Genomic DNA, 22,604 nt, shown 5'->3' on the forward strand with positions numbered 1-22,604 from the left:
TAGAAATTAAAAGACTCAAATTTAATTGCGCATTTTTATCTCATAATGCACAGATATTTGACGAAATTCCCACGAACAGATTTCAGCGAATTAATTTTAGCGGATAAGCATTGTATATTTGTTACTATATAATCTGCTTGTGCCTTTTATACATAAACGTCGAATACTATTTAATAAGTTCAAAAAATGAGTTTTAATTTTAAAGAAATTAAAGAATCTATTCGAATTAAAGACAAAGAGATTAAGTTAAAAGTGCTTACTTTCTCAGGAAAAGATGGGGATTTTTATGTAGTTGTTTCTCCTGCTTTACTCGTTAGTGGCTACGGAGACACAACCGAAGAAGCGGAACAATCATTCAAGGAAAACTTAGAAACATTTTGCCGCGATCTGTTGATTTTAGACGCAGAACAACGCGATTTGGAACTCAAAAAACTCGGATTTTTAAAGGAAAAATACCACACGAAGAATTTTTCGAAAGCGTATGTCGACGAAAACGGCGTACTGCAAGGGCTTGAGAAAAGCTCGATAAAAACGGCTATGCTCGAAGCAACGGTTTAAGTTTTTACGCTACTTCGATTATGGGAAATAACAGACCTGTAAAAACAAAAGATTGGGTAGCATTTCTAGAAGCCCACGGATGCAAGTATTTGCGAACAAAAGCTTCACACGATCACTACAAGTGTCCGGGTTGCTTTCGAACGATAACGCATCGCGAAAAAGACAAAGAAACGATTGGGATTTTAAAAAACTTCAATAAGATTAATCTCTAGAATTACTGCTTTAGCTCACTCTGCCGTTTCGATACGTTGAGTTTTTTATAATTGCCTTCTCACCTCCAAAATTTGAGCCGTCAATTATCATCTTAAGAAGTGAATTAATATACTTTTCGTAATACGCTTTCTGCTCGAGAAGTTTCAATCTAGTAAATGGCACGTTATTGATGTTTCTACCGCCAATTTCGGAAATGAACTCCGACTTGACTATCTTTAGAAAACTGTCTGGAAATATATATTTCCTGTACTGACCTTTTTCAATATCATCTTCACAAATATCCTCAATTCCCGGAAAAACACTTTCTATCGTATCTAAAGCAAATTTACAAAGATGAATTTGCTTAGTTTTTTCATATAGCAAGTTAAGGTGTTGATTTAAGTAAAGCTCAACAAAAAATCTACATGTGTAATTTTCTCGTAACTCGATATCCTTCGCATACTTTTTAGATAACTTACCTTTTAATTTGTTTTGGAGTACTAGAGCCTTTTCAATGAGCTTTCGTTTACCAGCAACTATTTTAACCTCATTTTGAAGTACCTTATCTAGAATCATATCTTTTGAGTCAAGAACTAGATGATAATATTTCAAAACACGGTAAGAAGTACTTGAATTGAAGAATATATCCCGATAACTGAAATTTTGCTTGACTTTGTCGATACTTCTATTTTCTTTTTTAATAAAATCGTGATAAAATTCTCCATTTAAGTAGTTTACAAAAAGATGAGGGGAAATACAGCTATAAGCTAGCCTTTTAAGTTCTACATCTTGCGGTCTTAAGTCAATAAAGTACTCATTAACACACCTCATACACTCTTCAATAGCACTAATTTGGTTGGTAAACTTATAAACATCCAATAAATGATCATTTAAAAGATCTAACGTATCAATCAATAATTCTTCTGAAGTTGTTTTAGAAGTTAGTCTATTACCATAAAAATCGTCGTAATACAAATCTTCTTGCAATAAGTATTTAGATATAGCAAAATAGGAATCGAACTTCGCTACAAAAGAGTTACAATTCTCAAGTATTATACGGTAATCAACAATATCGCCGGCCTCTTGAAAGAGAAACAAATCTTCTTTTTGAATTTTTTTCATGCTATAAAGTTCTACTTTTTGAAAATCACCCTTAAATGAAACAAAAAAATTCTAAAAAAACGTAAAAAATACAAAATGAATGCCGTTAAGACCAACACAATTTAGACAAACGAGACTGAGGCTAATTGAAGATTTCTTAGGAAATTTAGAGTGGGTCTGCTGAGTTACTAAGAACAATTAAATTTTAAAGAAACAGGATTTTAAAAAATAAATCTTCCCACTCACCGAGAGTTTAAAACACTCTGAGAGTGGGAAGTAAATTATTTTTCGAGTAATCCAAAAAACAAGCTTCCAATTGAAAGAATCCCTTTGTAGTTAGCCAATACTTTAAAGCAGTTGCCGATATACTTGTTGCAGTTGCTAATACTCTTTTAGGAGTTACAAATATTCTTTTCGCAGTTGTTAATAATCTAAACACAGCTTTTTACTTTTTAAATGCCGACGATCGAAAACTACGTGCAGTTGTGTATATACTAAATGAAAAAGCAATAATACGCATTGAAGTTGCCTATTATTGCTTTGTAGTGGTGCTTTTCTAAAGCGTGATTGATTGGTATTTAAAAATGTTAGCTTTTTACTTTTTTGAATTCAATGCCTTTTACTTGAGCAAATTCGGGACTTGCTGCGCCGAAAACAGATTTAATGTACTTTTTAACTTCAAGTGCTGTAGTTACTAAACCAGCGGTATCGTTATAAAGTGTGTTGTTTCGTGCTATGCGTGAGTTGCTAACGTTAGCAAAAGCAGTTGCTACTGCGGTGTTTTTTGCTTGTAAACTAGCTTGTTTTGCGCTTAGCGTTGTTATTTTAAGATCGTTCTCGTTAGGAGCGTAGCTTGGTTCTGACTCGAGTACCGATACCAAACCGGCGAAGTGTTGAATGCGCTGATCGAACGATTGTTGACTAGCACTGATTTTATTTGGTGCAGGCGCATCGGTGCTTGTAGTGGTTGGTGCGGTTTGCGTGGCGCGTTTGCCTTGTAATTTGCGATTGAAGCCTTTGGCGTCGCGTATTTTCTCTGCCGAAGCGTCGGTAGCTTGAATTGCGTTAACCAATCGGGTTGCTAATTCTCTTACAGAACCGAACTCTAATACTCGCTCGTTTACTGCATTGTTATAGCTCGTGTTTTTTGCTACAACATCGGTTAGTTTGTTTTGCGCCTCGGCAAGTAGGGCGTTTAATTGGGGTACTTTCAGTGCATTTTTTGTGGGGTTGTACGCGTTCCCAAAGCCTACTACAAATGCTGTTAGTTCCTGAAAGTTTGCCACATTTTTTGCATGTCCTGTTTCACTCACCGAGTTTTTATTTTTAGCGGTGTTCGTGCTTGTTAAGTCGAATTGTGATGCCATAATTTTAATTTTTTAAGTTAATATTAAATAATTCGATTAAAAATCTGGCTTGAAATTAAAAATTATTTATCGATTTTCATAAATGTTAAGAGTGTTTTTTCAGGTACTAAATTACAAGTGCATTGACCTGAGAATAAAATGATATTGGGATAAAAAGATATGTCTGTTGTTCTAAATGAAAATCAAAATTCGACGATTTAAGTTTACGAATTATTGGATAGGGCAGATTCGATATTTTTTACTTGTGGCATTTCATCATAAGTGCGACCATTTAAAATCCTTCCGGCTGCTTTTTTATTCTTACCTCCCCATTGCTTAAAGAAAAAAGCAACATTAGCATTCTTACTTTGCTGCTGAATATCAACTACCCATTCGAGCTTCATAGGTCGCGGATTATGCCCACTTTCTCCGCCGACAATGACCCAATCAATATTTGTAAGATTTAGGTTTGGTAATGCGCCAATAAGTGGCTCCAACGATAAGAACTTAACTTTTGCATTTGTTTTTCTCAGCAAGTCAATTCGTTCCGTTACATTTTCATCTTCAACTGATACACCCATCCAAATATTATGAGTCCAATTTAATTCTTTGTGTATCTCGAAAAGTCTTTCTGCTCTCTTAGTCAATAACTGAAAAACATGCTGCGGATTGTCGTTCATAACCTGAAAGACATCTTTAATAAAGTCGAGCGGCACGTCTTTATGAAACAAATCACTCATCGAATTAACAAAAACAATTTTTGCTGTCTTCCAAGTATAGGGAATCGCAAGAGTCTCTGGATGTACTTTTACTATTTTGAATCCATGTTTGTACTTTTCTTGCCCCATTGCTTTTAATCTACGGGTCATAATTTCTGCATAGCAAAATTTACAACCTGCCGAAACTTTAGTACAGCCTGTTGTTGGATTCCAAGTCATTTCAGTCCATTCAATAGATGAATTAGCCATTTAATTAAAGTTTAATTTACAATCTTTTGAAATAATTACTGAAACCTTGTGCGATCTACCATCGGTAAACTCTGCTGACAATTTGTTCTCTTCAACTAACCTACGAAGTGCATCTGTGTAGTGTTTTCTGCTAAAAGGAGCTGAGGTATTTTTTACGTGATGGCTCTCAAAAAGATCAAATGATGTAAGTCTTGCACCAGTGTAAGTCTTGTACAGTTCTTCCTTCAGGTTCTCGATATTAATAGAATTGAAATCAAACAATTCATTGACTTCTTTACCATATGTTTTTGCATCAAATGTGTATGTGTTAATTCCGTCAAAAACAGTCCCAACGTTAGCGAAATCATTGTATATCGTTTTAATCAAGTCATAGCCTCTTGCACCCTTCGTAAGGTGTAAAATGTAATGGCTTGTTGCATCACTATCCTCTTCTTGAAACTTGAATGCCGTGTAGTACAATTTGCCTCCTAAAATATTTTCATATTCCTTTCCTAATCCTTCAATAATTAAATTTAGACGCTCGGAAACTGTAGCCGTATATCTTCTGTCTGACTTTATTTTTTGAAATGTAGTAGGAAATAAATCGTTCATTAAACCTTCAAACTTATCGTTTTCTAAAGCAGGATGAATCCTCTTGGTGTTAACAAAAAGAAATATCTCGTTCCCCCAATTTTTTAAAAACTCTGCTAAAACTTTTGTTTCGATACCCTTATAACCAAACGGATCAATAAAAAGCAATGATGGAGCATCATTCTTTCTATTTTTATTCATCGTACTTTTTTTCAAGAAGTTTGTTATCGCTATATTCTCGCCAACAGTACCGCTTCCGAAATGCGGTTTGTGTCTAAAAGTGGCCTCAGCAAACTGACTTTCAAAATTTCTTCTTAACTCATCGAAATAAATATTATCATTAAAAATCATTTTAACGATGTTTTTTAATACTGGATCTTTTTCACAGTGTCTTGCGATAAGAATGGGAGTCGATGGATTTTGATCGTTGTAAAAGCCGGGGCCTGCAAACAGATCTATATATCTTACCGACAATGGTGTATGTTTATTTATAATTATCTTACAATAACTTGGAAAGTACTCGGAAACTATGCTTGCTTTAATGCGGGACGAAAGTGTTTGTTTTTCAAAAAACTTGTTTTCTGATGAAGCCATAAAGTCTAAATATTAAAAAGCGTTAAACTTATCTCCTAAATAGTGTTTTAAGTTCCATTTTTTGGTGGTGTCGAGGGCACGTTCGAGGCAAATGAACTTTTGTTTGTTGTGTTGTTTAAAATGCTCTACTGTTTGCATATCTATGGAAACATCTAAGCAAATTAGGGTTTCTTTTTCTCCGTCTGTGGCAAAGAAAACTTCGTTTTTCTGGAATTCTTCTTGCTTGTTTAATGTGTAGTTGAGTGTAAAACCGTTTTTGATTAAAATTTCGGTAACCAATTCTTCTCTATTGAATGCCGTAACAAGCTGCGACTCCTTGTCTTTAATGTACTTTTTAAGTAGCTCTATATTTTCTTCGTCTGTTTTCTCTGGATCAGGTGCAAACTCTACTCTCGGAAAATTAGACTTTTGCAACTTGAACACTTTAAATCCTAAACCCGTAAACGTTGGGGCTTTTTGCTCAGAAGTAAAAAGATCGGGCTGTTGCTGTTTCTTATCTGCAATTATCTTTTCAACTACGCGTTTGTTGCGCTCGATCGTAATATCACTGATTTTTTTGTAGCCTTCTTTGTAAGCTTCGCTTGATGTTTCAGTAAATTCTGGCATCTGCACCAATATAAATTTTCTAGTACCGCCGTCTAAACGGTTAAGCTCGTAGATTGCATGCCCTGTTGTGCCAGAACCAGCAAAAAAATCAACTACTAAAGCGTCTTTACTGTTTAGTAAACTTATAAAATGTTTTATTAGTGCAGTAGGTTTTGGAAAACTAAAAATTTTACCTCCTAATAACTCGTATATCTCTTTATTACCGTCTTCATTCATACCTACTTCTTTAGGCAGAAAAGTCGAAACCGCTTTAATCGGATCTTCAGAGCCGTACTTTTGAAGTGCTTTTGCTTTGTCCTCAAATTCAAATACGCGAAATGCTGGTATACTTATATTCAAAAAAGGATAATCGTCGGGGAACACAATTTTGCCCTTTATATAATATTCTTGGAATGTATCTTCAGTAACAGCCCAGACTCTCCTAGGATTGAAAGGGTATGATTTCTTTGTCTTAGGATCTACCATATTGAAAGCAGAATTTGGTCTCTCACTAGCGGATGTCTGTTTGGTTAAATCAGAAAGTCTCCATCTGCTATTTGGAAAATCATCGCTGTTATAATATTTCCTTTGTATTTCCAAACCGGCATTAAACACTTCTTTTGCATATCCAACAATCCATTCGTAATCCTGAGAGATCCCAAATGGTACGTCGCTTTTTGCAGTTCTTTTCTTCCAAGGAAAAACTGCAATAAAACACTCTGCACCAAAAATCTCGTCACATATTTTTCTTAAATGGTGTAACTCATTATCATCAATCGAAATAAAAATCACACCATCTTCTCTCAATAACTGCCGAGCAATAAGCAAACGGCTATACATCATGTTTAGCCAATTGCTGTGGTATCTACCGGAAGTTTCTGCATTTGTGTCAATTTTTATCCCTTCTTCGGTTACGCCAGCTTCTTCCCAATATGCTTTTTTGTCTTGGGTGTAATTATCGGAGTACACAAAATCTTTACCCGTATTATAAGGCGGGTCAATGTAGATGCATTTTACTTTTTCGCGATAGCTGTTACTAAGTAATTTCAATACCTCTAAATTTTCTCCTTCAATAATCAGATTGTCGCTTTCGGTTGGGTTTTTACTTCTCGATTCATCAAAAACCAGAGTGGCATTACTTGGGGTAAAAGCTTGGCGTTTGGCTGCACTTTTGCCAAACCATCGAAATTCGTAGCGTTCTGTTTCGCTCACGCTATCGGGCTCAACTACTTTTTTCAATTCATCGATGTTCAACTTCCCTTCGTTGGTAAAAAGGTCGGGCATCAATTTTTTTAATTGCTCCAAGCGCTCTTTATTCCAATTGTGTGTTTGTACGTTTTCAAGCGGGTTGTATTGTTCTTCCATGGCTTATTTTTTCTTACTGGTTGGCTTTAAAGCTTTTTTTTCTTCTGCTAAATGCTTTCGCTGTAATTTCTTAACATCTTCGGCGGGTGGCAGATTTTCGGGCACAATATTTCTTTCGGTTAACATTTTACGCACTGCTAAGTTGTTGTCTACATGTTCTTTTTCTATCGGATTTTGTCCTTTCAAATCTTTATTTTGAACATTAAGGCTGGTCATTTCAGCAGCTAAATCTTTTGCCTTTATACTAATTGTTGGGAGAAAATCGGCTACGGGTCTGTTGCCGGGAACGCCCATTTTTTTCTTTAGTGCTAGTGTGTTTAATTTAAACAATGCTTGATCTCCTTTAGATCGGATCAGGGCAAATCCTTGGCTATCTACCCCTCTTTCGTAAAGTACTCCTGAGAGTTGTTTTTCGGTTTGACTTAATTTTTCACGTGCTTTAATACGCTCGTTTTCCAGTAACCTTTGTTCTACTAACTCGGCTCTTCTTGTTTGTACAGCGAAATAATTTTGGGCAAAAGCTATTTGCTCTTTCCGACTATCGCCATTTTGGGCAATGAGGTAACAAGCATACCTTGTGAGTAGCATGTCATCAATTTCTTTTTGGGCACCTTTGGGCATTGGTATCGTTTTCCTGACGTCAGGAAAATGATACATTATCTGTTCACCTGCATTGGCGCAAGCTTCTTTTGCTTTGGCAATTACTTTTTCGAAATTTTCCCATTTACTGTATCCGAGTAGTGCTTGCATTTCTCTTGCACTCCAACATTCAACACCTTCGTATTCAGAGGCAACTGCCTCAAACTGCTCGAACAGTTCTTTTATTTCTTGTGTTTTCATCGGTTTAGTTGTTCGTTTGAGTTATTTTGTTTATGGCGTTTTCTTTAAAATGTAGGTACTCTTTGACAGGTGCTTTATATTGTACATCTATCCCAAGCGCTTCAAAATGTTTCATAGCGCATTTTATTTTGTACACTTCGCTCTCTTTAAGCGCCTTTTTATCGTTGATGTTGTTGGTGCCTTTCGTTTCAACTACAAAATAAAATTCACTATCCTCATTTGTTTTTAAGCTTTTGCGTTTCATTACTATTCCAAAGTCGGGCGCGTAATCGCCAATGGGCGTTTTTATTTTGTACCAATTTGGCAATTTCAAGAAACAAACCACTTCGGGGTCCATATCTGCTCCCCTGCCGAATAAATGCTCTACATCGCTGTCGTTTATAAATTTGTCGTAAAGTCCCTTGTTTGGGGTTTCCGTAACGCTTTTTTGATCTACTTGCTTGACAAAGTCGTTAAATTCAAATGGAAATTCTTCGCCCGTTACTTCATAGCTCAAACCGCGGAGCATTTCGTTTAATTCAATGTTTCGGATAATGGCCGCTGCTTGATGAATAAATTGGGGCGGATTTTTTATGAACTGATCTAGGTTGGTTATAGCGTTTACAATTTTAAACGCGCTTGCGTAGCACAATTTAGTGTTTTCACTAATTTCTTCGACTAGATCGAGCGGTGTAAATTGGGCTTTTAAAGCATAAGCTTCCGTTCCTTCAAAGTCATCTTGTATACCTTCTTCGGTAATTTGATTGATCGAACGGCTGCTTACCTCTGCTATATAATCTTTTATCTTTAGCTCACTAATTTCCTGAATCGCTATTCTTAACAGCTCATCTTCGTTAAATGCAACGAGGTAGTCCGTTTTCTTTGCTAACGATTTCCAAAAGCGTTTAAATGCTGTGTTGATACTTTCGTTTTGGTTTCTTTTAAAGTGCACTTCATTTTGCCGCTTACCTTTATGTGAGTATGTAAATCCTGCACCTGCGTTAGTGGTTCCGTAAACCTCTTTGATTTCTTGCTGATATTGTGTTACGAACGTTTCGTAGGTCTCATTTGGTATAACTGTTAATTGGTTAACGCGTTCGGAATCTTCGACATCCAAAGCATCGTAAACCCTTTGTCCGTGTTGGTTCACACAAATCCGCAAGCCTCTGCCAATCTCTTGTCGTTTACGGATTTCGGAATAAGCTGTGTTTAATGTCGCAATATTGAAAACATTTGGATTGTCCCAGCCTACACCCAATGCTGAGTGCGAGAATATAAACTGCACTGAGTTAGTACTCGAAAGAAGTTCTTCTTTACCTTCTAAAATTAGCTTGTAGATTTTGGTTTGTTCCTTTATTCCGCCTTCATTGTCAGCAAACTCTCCACTCGCTTTTTGAGCAAAGTAGTATCCTTGTATTTGTTTGATATGTTCGTCTGTAGGTATTTTGCCTTCATTATATTCAGCGTAAACTAGCTTATACTTCTCAATAAAAAGGTTTTTAATAATGGGGGTTTCGCCTATGTAGTTAGCAACTTTATCGATGAATATTAGCGAAAGACACTTGATGTGCTTTTCTTTTAACTTTTGCGCTTTTTGAAAATGTCTGCGGATAAGCCATTCTAATTGTAAAGCCCAAATATTTTTTAGGTTTCCTGCTGTTTGTTTTTCTTGTATGATGGCACCATTTGAGAATTTGACCTCCCATTTACCCGTGTTTAAACTTTTGTTTATTCGGTCAATATTGTAATTTAAGTAACTTGGGTTGTTTGCTTTCTCTCCTAAATTGTCGCCATCCTTGAGCCAATTTGTTTCTTCAAAAACAAATTTTCCACTTTTTAGTTTCCATACTTTGAGTTTGGCTTTCGGGAGACCTTTTCCGTTTTGTATTTCTGTAAGTTCAATTTTAATTGTGGCTTCATCATTTTTTTCTGTCACTGTAAGTACTTCAATTTTCTTTACTAGCCCCTCTTTATAACTGTCGTAGGGCGTTAAGCGGTACAGTAAATTTTTAAACACTTTATGAGTAGCCGAATAACGAAGCTTAAACAACGGCTTGAGTTTAGCGATTTGCCTAATAGAGTTTTCGGTGTCCATACCTTCTTGTGGCTCATCCATAATGATAATCGGTTTTGTTTTCCCGATTGCATTTATGAAAGGTATGTTGGCAAATAAATCTTCTCTTTGCGCCTGATTAAGAATTTTTTCTTCAGAGTTAAACGACGCAAGTGTCATTACCATTATTTGCGGGTGCTGTTCCTCTATAAAGTTGGTTACTTTATTGAGTCGCTTACTATCATATTCGAATGCTTTAGGCGTAAAACCATAGCTATTTTCGAGCTGCTTTTCGAATATACGAAGCGCATTTAAAACACCCTGGCGAATAGCTACTGAAGGAACTAAAATTATAAATTTGGTAAACCCGTAATGCTTATACAGCTCATAAATGGTTTTAATATACACGAGCGTTTTTCCCGTTCCTGTTTCCATTTCAATGCAAATATCATTTTCAGTAGAAAGCTTAGCTATAAGCTCGTCAATGCCATTTTCCTTACAGACACTACTGATGTTTTCTCTTATTTGCTCGGCGGTTAGTTTACAAACATTGGCTCGAATTCCGTCGATACAGGCATTATCGAAAGTATTTTTTTCCGTTCCATCAAACACCTTCACGACTGATGAAACAGCGATATCTTGGTATAGTAAGCTTTCTAATTGTATCTCCATTACTATTTACGATTCTTCTTTATTTTATTTTTGCTGTGCTTTTCTGTTTTCTCGCTTTCAATTTGTGTCTGCGCTTTCGAATAGCTCAGCTCCTCTTCTGCTGCAATTAAAATGTCTTTAGCGTACTTTTCGTCTGCCAACTGATATGCCACCTGCTTACTCATAAACGTCACTACAAGTTCTTTCTCGTCTAACTCAAAAGTTTTAGCAATCATGGGCAATATTTGTCTGTTTACCGGGCGTTCTCCCCGCTCTAATTTACTCAGTGTGCTTTGGTCTATATCAAGCAGCGCTGCAAGTTTCCGCAAAGGCATTTCAGCCTGTTCACGCAACTGTCGAATAAACTCTCCTAAATTATCTCTTTGCATCTTGAAAATGGTTTCTTGACAACTATGTCAAATATAAAAAATTAACCTTACAAAGACTTTTTTTATTAAAAATTGAATTCTAAAATAGGAGGGGCAATTTTGGTTTAAAATTCGCACTATTGTTGTTGCACATTCCCCGCGGCCGCGATTGCAGTGGAAATACGGGCGTGGCGGCTGCGTGTGTAGGCTATTTGGTTGCAGCGACCAACGGAAGCTGCAACCAAATAGTGCCGAAACCGCAGTTGCTAGCGCGGATTGCAACGTAAAGCGCAAAATGCCGCCCAAATAAAAACTATTCTGCCTTTTGATATCGGTGAAGAGTTACCCTGCAAATGCAATTCTCTAGCTTCTTTCGCAGTTCAACAAACGCGCCACCGAAAAATACAATTCGGGCAGCTGTGTTTTCAACTGTTCAGGCGATTCGAAAAAGTGTTCTACCAAAACCGCTAAAAACTCAAACTCGTTGGTTTTTGCATAATCGCGAAACAAAGCTGCTTCTTCAATCTTTTGCTTGTAGTCGTCTTGGGTTAGTAAAACCAAAATGTTGTTGAAGTGTTTTCTAAACAAACGCGCGTTAGCATGCTGAAAGCGCATCGAATCGAAATGCAAAACGTGGGTAAACTCGTGTATGCCCAAATTCAAATTGTCGTTTTCAATTTCATGACCATCTCGAAAATCTTCCCACGAAAACACCACCGATTTCGTGGCTGGGTTAAACTCGCCTTTGTGATAATCGTCGGAAACCGATGATGGGTACACGCTGGGATAAACCACAATACGTTCGAAGGATTTCGACAAAAAGTCGCGAAACCCAAATGTTAGCATCACATAAGTCCCCGAAATCGTTAACGCCATTTCTTTGGTAATGCTGATATCGCGGCCGTGAATGCGGTACTGCTCTAAAAAGATAACTACCCGATGATTAAAAAACAATTGCTGCCGTTGGGTAAGTTGGTTATAAAACGGAATCGTATTTTGCAATACTGCGCTGTCGGCTAAAGAGAGTTTCCGCAAACGCAACGCAAACCGCGATACCGGAATGCGATCGAAAAAATAACTGTGGAGCGAATCGTAAACTTCTCTAACGAAGTTATAAAACAGGAATAGAATCCATATGCCGAGAATAACGACAATTCCCATGATAAAATATTCCCCAACTGCTTCGTTTTTTTCCAACTGCTTCGTTTCTGGCATAAAAAAAGCTGCCCTAAGGCAGCTAATATATCAAAATATACGTTTGATTACTTCAACTTCTTACGTACGGCAACTTCTTGGAAGGATTCGATAATATCGTTTTGTTCGATATCGTTAAATCCTTTGATTTGAATACCGCAATCGTAACCTTTACTTACCTCTTTCACGTCGTCTTTGAAACGTTTAAGGGCAATTAAATCTCCGGTATGAACTACCACGCCGTCGCGAATAATACGCACTTTGTTGTTTCGGAAAATTTTTCCATCGATAACCATACATCCAGCAATCGTTCCGACTTTTGAAATCTTGAACAATTCGCGGATTTCTGCAGTACCAGTAATTTCCTCTTTCATTTCCGGCGACAACATACCTTCCATCGCGTCGCGTAAATCATCGATTGCGTCGTAAATGATTGAGTAGTTACGGATATCGATTTCTTCCTTATCTGCTAAAGCACGTGCAGCACCTGCCGGACGTACGTTAAATCCGATGATAATGGCATCCGATGCAGAAGCCAACATCACATCCGATTCGGTGATGGCACCTACTCCTTTGTGAATGATATTGATTTGAATTTCTTCCGTCGATAATTTCGAGAACGAATCGGAAAGTGCTTCCACAGAACCGTCCACGTCACCTTTAAGGATAATGTTCAATTCTTTAAACTGACCTAAAGCAATACGTCTTCCGATTTCGGCAAGGGTAATGTGACGCTGAGTACGCACCGACTGCTCGCGCATCAATTGTGTACGTTTTGCAGCGATTGCTTTTGCTTCGCGTTCGTCTTCAAATACAGCAAATTTATCGCCTGCGGTTGGCGCACCGTCGAGTCCGAGAATAGATACTGGTGTCGATGGTCCTGCAACGGTAACTACGTGTCCGCGTTCGTCGTGCATTGCTTTTACTTTACCGTGGTGTTTACCTGCGAGGATATAATCGCCTACGCGAAGTGTTCCGGTTTGTACCAGTATGGTTGACACGTAACCTTTTCCTTTATCTAAGAACGCTTCCACAACAGTTCCTTGTGCGGTTCTAGCTGGGTTGGCTTTTAATTCTAAGATTTCAGCCTCAAGCAGTACTTTCTCTAAAAGTTCGTGAACACCAGTTCCCACTTTTGCAGATATGTCTTGCGATTGGATTTTTCCACCCCAATCTTCAACCAATAAATTCATTCCGGCTAAACGCTCCTTAATTTTCTCTGGATTTGCGTTTGGCTTATCGATTTTGTTGATGGCGAAGATAATTGGTACACCAGCGGCTTGTGCGTGCGAAATCGCTTCTTTGGTTTGTGGCATGATGTCGTCGTCGGCAGCAACCACAATAATAGCGATATCGGTAACCTGCGCTCCACGTGCACGCATCGCGGTAAACGCTTCGTGACCCGGTGTATCTAGGAATGCGATTTTCTGACCGTTTTCGAGTGTCACGCCGTAAGCACCAATGTGCTGGGTAATTCCACCCGATTCACCGGCAATAACGTTCTCTTTACGAATGTAATCGAGCAAGGATGTTTTACCGTGGTCAACGTGACCCATAACGGTTACAATCGGCGCACGAGTTACTAAATCTTCCGGACGATCTTCAACAACTTCTAGTGTTTCTTCGATGTCGGTAGTGATGAATTGTACTTCAAAGCCAAACTCATCGGCAACGATGGTTAGCGTTTCGGCATCCAGACGTTGGTTCATGGTAACCATGATTCCGAGCGACATACAAGTACCGATTACTTTGGTGATCGGCACGTCCATCATGGTAGCAATCTCACCTACGGTAACGAACTCGGTAACTTTTAAAATCTTGCTACCTTCTTCGATAGCTCTTTGCTCATCGTCTGATTTTTGTCGGTGGCTATCGCGCTTATCTCTTCTATACTTCGCTGCTTTGGATTTGTTTCCTTTTCCTTGCAGTTTTTCTAGCGTTTCGCGAATCTGGTTTTTAACTTCTTCTTCGGTAGGCTCAACTTTTGGTGTGATGGCCGGACGTTGTCCTTTTACAAAACCAGGACGTTGACCCGGTTTATTTTGTGCGCTATTCGGAACGATGCGTTGCCCACTTCCCATTCCGGGCTTGGCGCCTGGAGCTGGCGTTATGCGTTTGCGTTTTCCTTTGTTCGGATCGTTCGACGCATCTGGTTTGGTATCTTCTTTTTTCTTTTTCGGTTTATTGAACTGAGAAAGATCGATTGTTTTTCCGGTGAAAGTAGTACCGCTAAGTTGCACATATTGCGTTTGAAAGGTCTCTTCTGCCGGAGCCGCAGGCGTTTCTGGAGCAGGCGTTACTGCTTCTGGCGCTGCCGCAACTGGTTCAGCTGCAACAGGTTTAGGCGCTTCAACTTTTGGTTCTTCCTTAACGGGTTGTGGTGCCTCAACCTTAGGGGTTTCCACAGGTTTTGGCGCAGCTGCAACCGGTGCTGCTGGCGCAGGTGCAGGTGCAGCGGCAGGTTTAGGTTCCGGTTTTTTCGGATTTAAGTCGATGGTACCAACTTGTTTAATGGTTGGTGCATTGGCTTTTGCCTTAATAACCTCTTGCTGCTGACGCAGTTTTGCCTCATCAGCTTTGCGCTTTTCCTCAATTTCGCGTTCGCGTTCCAAACGAAGGAGTTCTTTCTCCTTGCGTTTTTCTTCGCTTACTTCTTTTGAGGCTTCCTTATTGGCTAAATCACCGGCAAACTGTTTGTGCAAAATCTCGAATTCAGTATTCGAAATCTTGGCATTCGGATTTGCATCGATGGCAATTCCCTTTTCTTTCAAGAATTCAACAGCTCTATCTAGCGAGATATTGAATTCGCGTAAAACTTTATTTATTCTTATTACTCTTTCCTCAGACATAAATTTATTTAAAGGTGTCCGTTGTGTTGTTGTTGTAGTTGTTAGTTGCTAAATTCTTCTCTCAGAATTTTAAATACTTCGCGGATTGTTTCTTCTTCAAGATCCGTTCTGCGAACCAAGTCGTTAATGTCGTGTTTAAGTACGCTTCTTGCCGTATCAAGACCAATTTTTGCGAATTCGTCGATGATCCAGCCATCGATTTCATCCGAAAACTCTGTCAATTCTACGTCGTCTTCCTCGTCGGCAGCAACGCCTTCGCGAATTACATCAAGTTCGTAACCTGTAAGTAATCCTGCTAGTTTAATGTTGTGCCCGCCGCGTCCGATTGCCTTCGATACTTCGTCTAACTTCAAGAAAACCTCGGCACGTTTGCTGTTTTCATCAATTTTAATCGACGAAACTTTTGCAGGCGAAAGGGCACGAGTAATGTACAACTGCGTATTGGTTGTATAGTTGATTACGTCGATGTTTTCGTTTCCTAATTCGCGAACGATACCGTGAATTCGAGAACCTTTCATACCTACGCAAGCGCCTACCGGATCGATACGATCGTCGTAAGAATCCACAGCTACTTTTGCTTTTTCGCCTGGAATTCGTACTACATTTTTAACCATAATTAAACCGTCGAAAACCTCTGGAATTTCTTGTTCGAATAATTTCTCTAAGAATTTTTCCGAAGTGCGCGACATGATGATTTGCGGTTTGTTGCCTTTCAGCTCGACGCTTTCGATGATTCCACGCACATTATCTCCTTTGCGGAAGAAATCGTTTGGAATTTGTTTTTCTTTTGGAAGTACGATTTCGTTTCCGTCGTCGTCAACTAAGATAACTACGCGCGGACGAACGTGGTGTACTTCGGCTGTATAGATTTCACCGACAAGGTCTTTAAATTGCTTGTAAAGATTGGTGTTGTCGTGTTCGTGAATTTTTGAAATCAGGTTTTGGCGTAAAGCGAGAATAGCTCGTCTTCCGAGATCGATTAACTTCACTTCTTCCGAAACTTCTTCACCGATTTCGAAATCGGGCTCAATTTTACGCGCTTCAGTAAGGGTAATTTCTTCGTTTTCAAGATCGAGATCGTCGTCGGCAACGATTACGCGTCGGCGCCAAATTTCCATATCTCCCTTATCAGGATTGATGATGATATCGAAATTCTCGTCGGAGCCGAATTTCTTTTTGAGTGCATTTCTAAATACATCTTCGAGTATTGCCATCAGGGTTACGCGATCAATCAGTTTATCGTCTTTAAATTCCGAAAACGACTCGATTAATGCTAAATTCTCCATACTAAAAATTCTATATTGTTAAAATGTTATGGTCACTATTGCTTGTTTGATCTCGGCGTAAGGTAAGATCAGTTCATGTTGAACAGTTTCTTTTCCTTTACCTATCTTTTTTGGCTCGCGAGCGGACCAAGAAAGTTTTATGTTTTCATCGTTTGCTTCTGCCAAAGTTGCTTCGATTTCTTTGGTTTCGGTTTTCACTTTGAGCGTTCTTCCTACATTTTTCTTGTATTGGCGAACGTTTTTTAGTGGAGAACCTACACCGGCCGACGCTACATCGATGGCAAAATCTACGGCTTCGCGGTCGAGATTGTGCTCAACAGCTCTACTAATGTCGATGCAATCCTGCAAAGTTACACCCTTATCGCCATCAATTGTTATCTCAACTTTATTTAAATCACTAATTTTCAAATCAATTAGAAACAAGTCGGCCCGTTCGGCGAGCGCTTGGTCTAATAAATCCTGAACTGTTTTTTTAAAATCCATATTGTAATAAAAGAGGGAAGCTGCGCTTCCCTCATTATCCCGTTTTCGTAAATAACGGTGCAAAGATACGGTAAATTTTTAAAAATCAAAAACATCCGTTTACGCGCAATAATTTCGTAACTTTATTGTGAAAACCAATAATCAATAAATTTTCATTCTTTATGAAACGAATACTTGTCCCTACGGATTTTTCTGACCATGCTCATTATGCTTTGGAAGTTGCTGCGCAGCTTTGTCGCAAAACCGGCTCTGAGCTTTTCATTTTAAACTTGCTCGATTTACCTACTCATATGAACGATGCCGTAAACAGCGGCGTTAACATTCCGGAAGTCATGTTATTTCTGAAGAAAACCGACGACCGTTTGGAAGATTTAAAAGACGAAGCGTTGCTTGAAGGCATTAAAGTAACTACGGCAACACGCATTGAAAAAGCCTTTGAAGGCATTGTTTCTTACAGCAAAGAACACGCTGTTGATTTAATTGTTATGGGATCACATGGAGCTTCTGGTTTCCAAGAACTACTGATTGGATCGAACACCGAAAAAATTGTTCGCACCTCTGACGTGCCTGTTTTGGTGATTAAGAATCGTGTTGACACCTTTACGGCAAATAAATTTGTTTTTGCATCGGATTTTTCGTCTGAGATCCGCAAGCCTTTCCAAAAGCTGATTGAACTTGCTGGTATTTTTGATGCGGAATTGCATTTGGTAATGATTAATACGCCGAACAGCTTCAAACCAACGCATGTAGCTGAAGATATCATGAAAAATTTCATCAAAGAATTTTCGCTTCCAAAACATCAGTTGCATATTTACAACGACACCAACGTGGAAAAAGGCATTTTGAATTTTGCGAATAAAATTGATGCTGATGTTATTGGTGTGAGCACGCACGGACGCACAGGTTTTGCGCATTTCTTTAACGGAAGTATCTCTGAAGATTTGGTAAACCATGCGGTTCGACCGGTGGTGACATTTAAGATCTAACTTTTTAATACCGCATTTAAAAGACCAGACGCTTCGTTTGGTCTTTTTTTTTGAAGAAACGTTTCTTTGGTAACGATTGCCCGTGTTAACGATTGCAGCGAAAACCCCGCAGCTGCTGAAGATATGAAGCAGCGAGGAGTTGCAGCGGAAAGCGTGGCGACGCGATTGGGTTTAGGACGGGGCGGCGAAACACCCAAAAAAAAATCCTCTCAAAAAATGAGAGGACTTTTCGTTGGCCCACTAGGACTCGAACCTAGAAAGACGGCACCAAAAACCGTAGTGTTACCATTACACCATAGGCCAGTTTTGCTTAATGCGAGTGCAAATTTATAACAAATCTCAATACTTCCAAATGTTTCAAAATATTTATTTCAAAAAGGATAAATTTTTTGCGTTAAAACTTACTTAATACGGCTTAGAAAATGTGTGTAAGTTGTTGTAATGCGGCAAGAAATCGTTTCTTTGTAGCGCAAAAATCACGTGTTTTTATGAGCGAACAGCAATTTAAAAAATGGAATACAATTGGAGGCTGGCTATCTTTTACCATCGCCTTGCTCGTTTATTCGCTAACTGTTGAGCCTACGATGAGCTTTTGGGATTGCGGCGAATACATTGCAACCTCGGCAAAGTTAGAGGTTGGACACCCGCCTGGTGCGCCTTTATACCAAATGATGGGTGCTTTTTTCTCGATGTTCGCTCCAGATAATCAGACCGTGGCATTGATGATTAACATGATGTCGGTGTTTTCGAGTGCTTTTACCGTGTTATTCATGTTTTGGACGGCAACTATTTTGCTTCGAAAACTCGTGGCAATTGCCGATAAAACTGCTGGTAGCATAGATGGTTGGGCGATTTTAGCCGCTTCGTTTGTTGGCGTGATGGCTTTTACTTTTTCCGACAGTTTTTGGTATAATGCCGTTGAAGCTGAGGTTTACGCTATGGCAACGCTATTAATTGCATTGCTGTTTTGGTTGGGATTGCGCTGGGAGCAAGACTTAGATAAAGCGCGCGGAAACAAATGGCTGTTGCTTATAGCGCTCGTCATTGGATTGTCGTTCGGAATCCACTTTATGGCTTTGCTTACCATTCCTTCAATCGGATTTTTATATTTCTTTAAAAAATATCCGGCAGTAACTACAAAAAACTTCATCATCGCAAATATTGTGGTGGTTTCGGTTTTGTTATTTATTTTCAAGTTGTTGCTTCCGTGGACGATGGCTTTGTTTGGAAACACTGAAGTATTTATGGTAAACAGCCTCGGATTACCTTTTAATTCGGGTACCATTTTCGTAGCCGTAGTTTTAATTGGTTTATTCTATTTCGGTTTGCGTTATACCAAACAAAAAGATTTACCGAAGTGGAACACACTTATTTTAAGTGTACTTTTTATATTGATTGGTTTCTCGACCTGGATGATGCTTCCGATTCGTGCGAATGCAAACACGGTGATTAACGAAAATAAGCCTTCGGATGCGCGCGAACTTTTGGCGTATTACAACCGCGAACAATACGGTATTAATCCGCTTTTCTACGGACCACAATTTTCGGATATGTATGCCGGCTTGGATGAAGAAGAGCCTTACAAAGATAAAGCACCAAATTACGAACGCGATTACACGACAGGTAAGTACATCATTACCAACAATTATAAAAACGCGGAGCAAAACAGTTCGTCTGCGCACAAGTCGATCTTGCCACGTATGTGGAGCACCGAGCACGCAAAGAATTACATGACGTTTACGCATCCGCTTGAGTTCCGAATTAATCCGGAATATTCCGAAGAAGCTGAATTGGTTCAGATTATTTCTGAATTCAGACAAGCCTACTCTCAAGGTCAGGTGGATATGGAAGGCTATGCCGAGTTTTTAAAAGCGTACAGCGATTATCTAATCGTGGAACGCCCTTCGTTTGGCGACAATATTGGTTTTATGTTTGAATACCAATTTGGATATATGTACTGGCGTTATTTGATGTGGAATTTCACCGGACGTCAAAACGACATTCAAGGCAATTACGACACGCAAGATGGAAACTGGATCAGCGGTATCAATGCAGTAGATTCGTATCGATTGGGCAATCAGGATTCGCTTACGCAAGATGCTAAAAACAACAAAGGACGAAACACTTATTATTTCATTCCGTTTATTTTGGCGATTCTGGGCATGATTTACCATGCGAATCGCGACGTGAAAAGCTTTTATGTGTTGCTCATTTTGTTTTTGTTCACGGGATTGGCTTTGAAGATATACTTGAATGAGCGTCCGTTTGAACCACGTGAACGCGATTACGCACTTGTAGGATCGTTCTACGTTTTTGCATTATGGATTTGCTACGGCGTGTACGGACTTATTGATTACGCACGCAAAGCGGTATCTTCTAAAATTGCTGTTCCTGCCGTTTTTGTTGCCACACTTTTGGGTGCACCGGTTTTAATGGCGAGTCAGAATTGGGACGATCACGACCGCAGCAACAAATACACTGCGGTAGCGATGGCCAAAGCGTATTTATCGTCTTGCGAACCAAACGCCATTTTATTTACCATTGGGGATAATGATACGTTCCCGCTGTGGTATGCACAAGAAGTGGAAGGATTTAGAACCGATGTTCGTATTGTAAACACCAGTTTGTTGCATATGGATTGGTACATCGATCAAATGAAAGCCAAAGCGTACGAATCGGAACCTTTGCCTATTAGCTTTACCCACAAACAATACGTGGGTGACAAATTGGATTATTCTGTCTTCACCGACCGAACCGATGCGCGTTGGGCTTTACAAAACTTTATCAAATTCTTAGCAACCGACGACGAACGCACGTTGATTGAGCTTAAAAACGGTCAGAAATTACACTTCTATCCCACCAATAAAGTACGTTTCAACATCGATAAGAACGCGGTTATTGCCAATAAGGTGGTTTCGGAAAAAGATCGCGACAGCATTGTCGATTTCATCGATTTCGATATCAAAGGACAGGCGCTGTATAAAAATCGGGTGATGATGCTCGACATTGTGGCAAACAATCAGTGGAAGCGTCCGATTTACTTTACTGGAGGCAGTTTTGGCGACGACGATTATTTGTGGATGAAAGATTATCTGCAACTCGACGGTATTGTATTTAAGTTAGTTCCTGTGAAAACACCTGTTGCAAAAGACGCGAGCGTGTTGGATATGGGGAAAATTGATGCCGACAAGATGTACAAGATTGTCAAGAATTGGGAATGGGGCAATAGCGGAAGTCCGGATATTTACCACGATCCGGAAACGCGCAAAAACTCGCTGACGTACCGAACTAATTTATCGCGTTTGATTTTTGCTTTAATCGAAGAAGGTAAAAATGCTCAAGCTGCCGAAGTGGTTGAAATTGCTATGAAAAATATGCCTTTTGAGTATTTTGGCTATTATTCGTTGCTCGACACTTACGTGGAAGCCTACTATAAACTGGGCAAGCGCGCTGAAGGACGAAAATTATACGAACAACTTGCGGCGAAGTATCAAGATCAATTACAGTATTTCCAATCGCTTACCGCTTCCGAACAAATGGATTTATACTACGAAGTGGTAGCTGCCATCGAGCGGTACAGAAGTGTATTGCAGTTGGTTAAGAAATACGACGAAGCTGCCTATTACGAAAAGTCGAAGACTACATTTAACAGCTGGAACGGAAAATTTGGTCGTTTTCAGCGCGACAATGAGTAATGTGGTACTGGGTTAAAACGAGTCGGTTTGTACGCTGGCTTTTTCCGCACTTTGTCTGGAAAATGCCGGCGGGCGAACGATTGGTGTACCTGACTTTCGACGACGGACCGATACCGGGCGTAACCGATTGGGTTCTGGAACAGCTCGAAAAATTTCAGGCAAAAGCCACGTTCTTCTGCATAGGCGAAAATGTAAATCGCCACAGAGCCGTTTACGACAAGATTCGAGCACAGGGCCACAGCATTGGCAACCATACGCAAACACACGCCAACGGCTGGAAAACCGATTCAAGTCTATATATTCAGGAATTTGAAGATTGCCAGAAGCAATTGGACACGAAAACTACTTTATTTCGACCGCCTTACGGGAAAATTCGGCGTTCGCAACGCAAACAATTGGAAAAATTCGGAACGCGAATTATTATGTGGGACGTACTTTCGGCCGATTTCGACACGCAAATTAGTCCAGAGAACTGTTTAGAAAACGTGCTAAACAATATTGAAGACGGCAGTATCGTGATTTTTCACGACAGTTTAAAAGCAGAAAAAAACTTGCGGTATGCGTTGCCGAGAACTTTAGAATTTCTTCAGCATAGAGGTTTTAAAGCTGTAGCGTTAACTCAGACTTGTTCTTGAACGATGGCAATAATGCTGTTTGCATCGAGTTCGCCCGATTGTCTCCAAACCATTTGCCCGCTTTTGTAAATCATTAACGTAGGAACGTTTTTGATGCGAAGGGCTTCGGCTAATTCTTGATTTTTATCGACATCGATTTTGATGACTTTGGCTTTATCGCCCAATGCAGCAGCCACATCTCTGATCACAGGGTGCATAGAAGTAGACTGTTCGTTCCACTCGGTATAAAAATCGATTAAGACCGGAATCGGCGCGCTAATCAGTTCTCCAAATTTTGACATTACTGCAAAAAATTAAACTTGATAG

At 39.4% G+C, this 22,604-nt stretch carries 17 protein-coding genes and 1 tRNA gene; 4 read left to right on the forward strand and 14 right to left on the reverse strand.

Going from position 1 to position 22,604, the window contains the following annotated elements; genetic code table 11:
- Positions 1 to 186 precede the first annotated feature (186 nt).
- The gene (locus tag ACOVQQ_RS07230) at positions 187 to 558 is read left to right on the forward strand and encodes a hypothetical protein (RefSeq protein ID WP_421817606.1); all 372 of its coding nucleotides are present in this window, start codon (positions 187 to 189) and stop codon (positions 556 to 558) included.
- A gap of 222 nt (positions 559 to 780) precedes the next feature.
- Here ACOVQQ_RS07230 and ACOVQQ_RS07235 read toward each other — a convergent pair whose 3' ends face one another.
- The 12 genes from ACOVQQ_RS07235 to rimP all read right to left on the reverse strand — a co-directional run bounded on the left by ACOVQQ_RS07235 (position 781) and on the right by rimP (position 16,982).
- Complete coding sequence (locus tag ACOVQQ_RS07235; RefSeq protein WP_421817607.1) at positions 781 to 1,872, reverse strand: hypothetical protein; 1,092 nt, start codon at positions 1,870 to 1,872, stop codon at positions 781 to 783.
- A 566-nt stretch (positions 1,873 to 2,438) separates the two neighbouring features.
- Positions 2,439 to 3,218 (reverse strand): hypothetical protein, encoded by a 780-nt coding sequence (locus tag ACOVQQ_RS07240; protein WP_421817608.1) that lies wholly within the window; start codon positions 3,216 to 3,218, stop codon positions 2,439 to 2,441.
- Between the two features lie 203 nt (positions 3,219 to 3,421).
- Entirely contained in the window at positions 3,422 to 4,165 is a 744-nt protein-coding gene (locus ACOVQQ_RS07245) for a DUF5131 family protein (RefSeq protein WP_421817609.1), read from the reverse strand.
- Positions 4,166 to 5,329 carry a three-Cys-motif partner protein TcmP gene (gene tcmP / locus ACOVQQ_RS07250; protein WP_421817610.1) on the reverse strand — a complete coding sequence of 388 codons (1,164 nt, stop codon included), beginning with the start codon at positions 5,327 to 5,329 and terminating at the stop codon, positions 4,166 to 4,168. It lies immediately after the preceding gene.
- 12 nt (positions 5,330 to 5,341) lie between these two features.
- Positions 5,342 to 7,279, reverse strand: coding sequence for a site-specific DNA-methyltransferase (locus ACOVQQ_RS07255; protein WP_421817611.1), 1,938 nt, complete (start codon positions 7,277 to 7,279; stop codon positions 5,342 to 5,344).
- A gap of 3 nt (positions 7,280 to 7,282) precedes the next feature.
- Positions 7,283 to 8,119: a DNA damage-inducible protein D gene (gene dinD, locus ACOVQQ_RS07260; RefSeq protein ID WP_421817612.1), complete on the reverse strand. Its 837-nt coding sequence runs from the start codon at positions 8,117 to 8,119 to the stop codon at positions 7,283 to 7,285.
- Positions 8,120 to 8,123: 4 nt separating this feature from the next.
- Complete coding sequence (locus ACOVQQ_RS07265) at positions 8,124 to 10,823, reverse strand: DEAD/DEAH box helicase family protein (RefSeq protein WP_421817613.1); 2,700 nt, start codon at positions 10,821 to 10,823, stop codon at positions 8,124 to 8,126.
- 2 nt (positions 10,824 to 10,825) lie between these two features.
- Entirely contained in the window at positions 10,826 to 11,191 is a 366-nt protein-coding gene (locus ACOVQQ_RS07270; RefSeq protein ID WP_421817614.1) for a helix-turn-helix domain-containing protein, read from the reverse strand.
- Positions 11,192 to 11,533: 342 nt separating this feature from the next.
- Entirely contained in the window at positions 11,534 to 12,367 is an 834-nt protein-coding gene (locus tag ACOVQQ_RS07275) for a zinc-dependent peptidase (protein WP_421817615.1), read from the reverse strand.
- 65 nt (positions 12,368 to 12,432) lie between these two features.
- A complete protein-coding gene (gene infB, locus ACOVQQ_RS07280; protein WP_421817616.1) occupies positions 12,433 to 15,213 on the reverse strand; it encodes a translation initiation factor IF-2 in 2,781 nt (926 codons plus the stop codon).
- Between the two features lie 41 nt (positions 15,214 to 15,254).
- Positions 15,255 to 16,499, reverse strand: coding sequence for a transcription termination factor NusA (gene nusA / locus ACOVQQ_RS07285; RefSeq protein WP_094485552.1), 1,245 nt, complete (start codon positions 16,497 to 16,499; stop codon positions 15,255 to 15,257).
- 18 nt (positions 16,500 to 16,517) lie between these two features.
- A complete protein-coding gene (gene rimP / locus ACOVQQ_RS07290) occupies positions 16,518 to 16,982 on the reverse strand; it encodes a ribosome assembly cofactor RimP (protein ID WP_298148421.1) in 465 nt (154 codons plus the stop codon).
- A 161-nt stretch (positions 16,983 to 17,143) separates the two neighbouring features.
- Between rimP and ACOVQQ_RS07295 the strand changes: the two genes are divergently transcribed.
- Positions 17,144 to 17,968, forward strand: coding sequence for a universal stress protein (locus ACOVQQ_RS07295; RefSeq protein WP_421817617.1), 825 nt, complete (start codon positions 17,144 to 17,146; stop codon positions 17,966 to 17,968).
- A 232-nt stretch (positions 17,969 to 18,200) separates the two neighbouring features.
- Here ACOVQQ_RS07295 and ACOVQQ_RS07300 read toward each other — a convergent pair.
- A tRNA-Gln gene (locus ACOVQQ_RS07300) sits at positions 18,201 to 18,271 on the reverse strand.
- A 185-nt stretch (positions 18,272 to 18,456) separates the two neighbouring features.
- Between ACOVQQ_RS07300 and ACOVQQ_RS07305 the strand changes: the two genes are divergently transcribed.
- Both ACOVQQ_RS07305 and ACOVQQ_RS07310 read left to right on the forward strand, forming a co-directional pair.
- Positions 18,457 to 21,663, forward strand: coding sequence for a DUF2723 domain-containing protein (locus ACOVQQ_RS07305; RefSeq protein ID WP_421817618.1), 3,207 nt, complete (start codon positions 18,457 to 18,459; stop codon positions 21,661 to 21,663).
- On the forward strand, positions 21,663 to 22,298 hold the full coding sequence (locus ACOVQQ_RS07310; protein ID WP_421817619.1) for a polysaccharide deacetylase family protein: 636 nt from the start codon (positions 21,663 to 21,665) through the stop codon (positions 22,296 to 22,298). Before ACOVQQ_RS07305 ends, ACOVQQ_RS07310 begins: the two co-directional genes overlap by 1 nt.
- Here the strand turns inward: ACOVQQ_RS07310 and ACOVQQ_RS07315 are convergent.
- Entirely contained in the window at positions 22,283 to 22,579 is a 297-nt protein-coding gene (locus ACOVQQ_RS07315; protein WP_094485557.1) for a thioredoxin family protein, read from the reverse strand. The genes ACOVQQ_RS07310 and ACOVQQ_RS07315 overlap by 16 nt on opposite strands.
- Positions 22,580 to 22,604 lie beyond the last annotated feature (25 nt).

This window comes from Flavobacterium sp., assembly GCF_049240005.1.
GTDB lineage: Bacteria > Bacteroidota > Bacteroidia > Flavobacteriales > Flavobacteriaceae > Flavobacterium.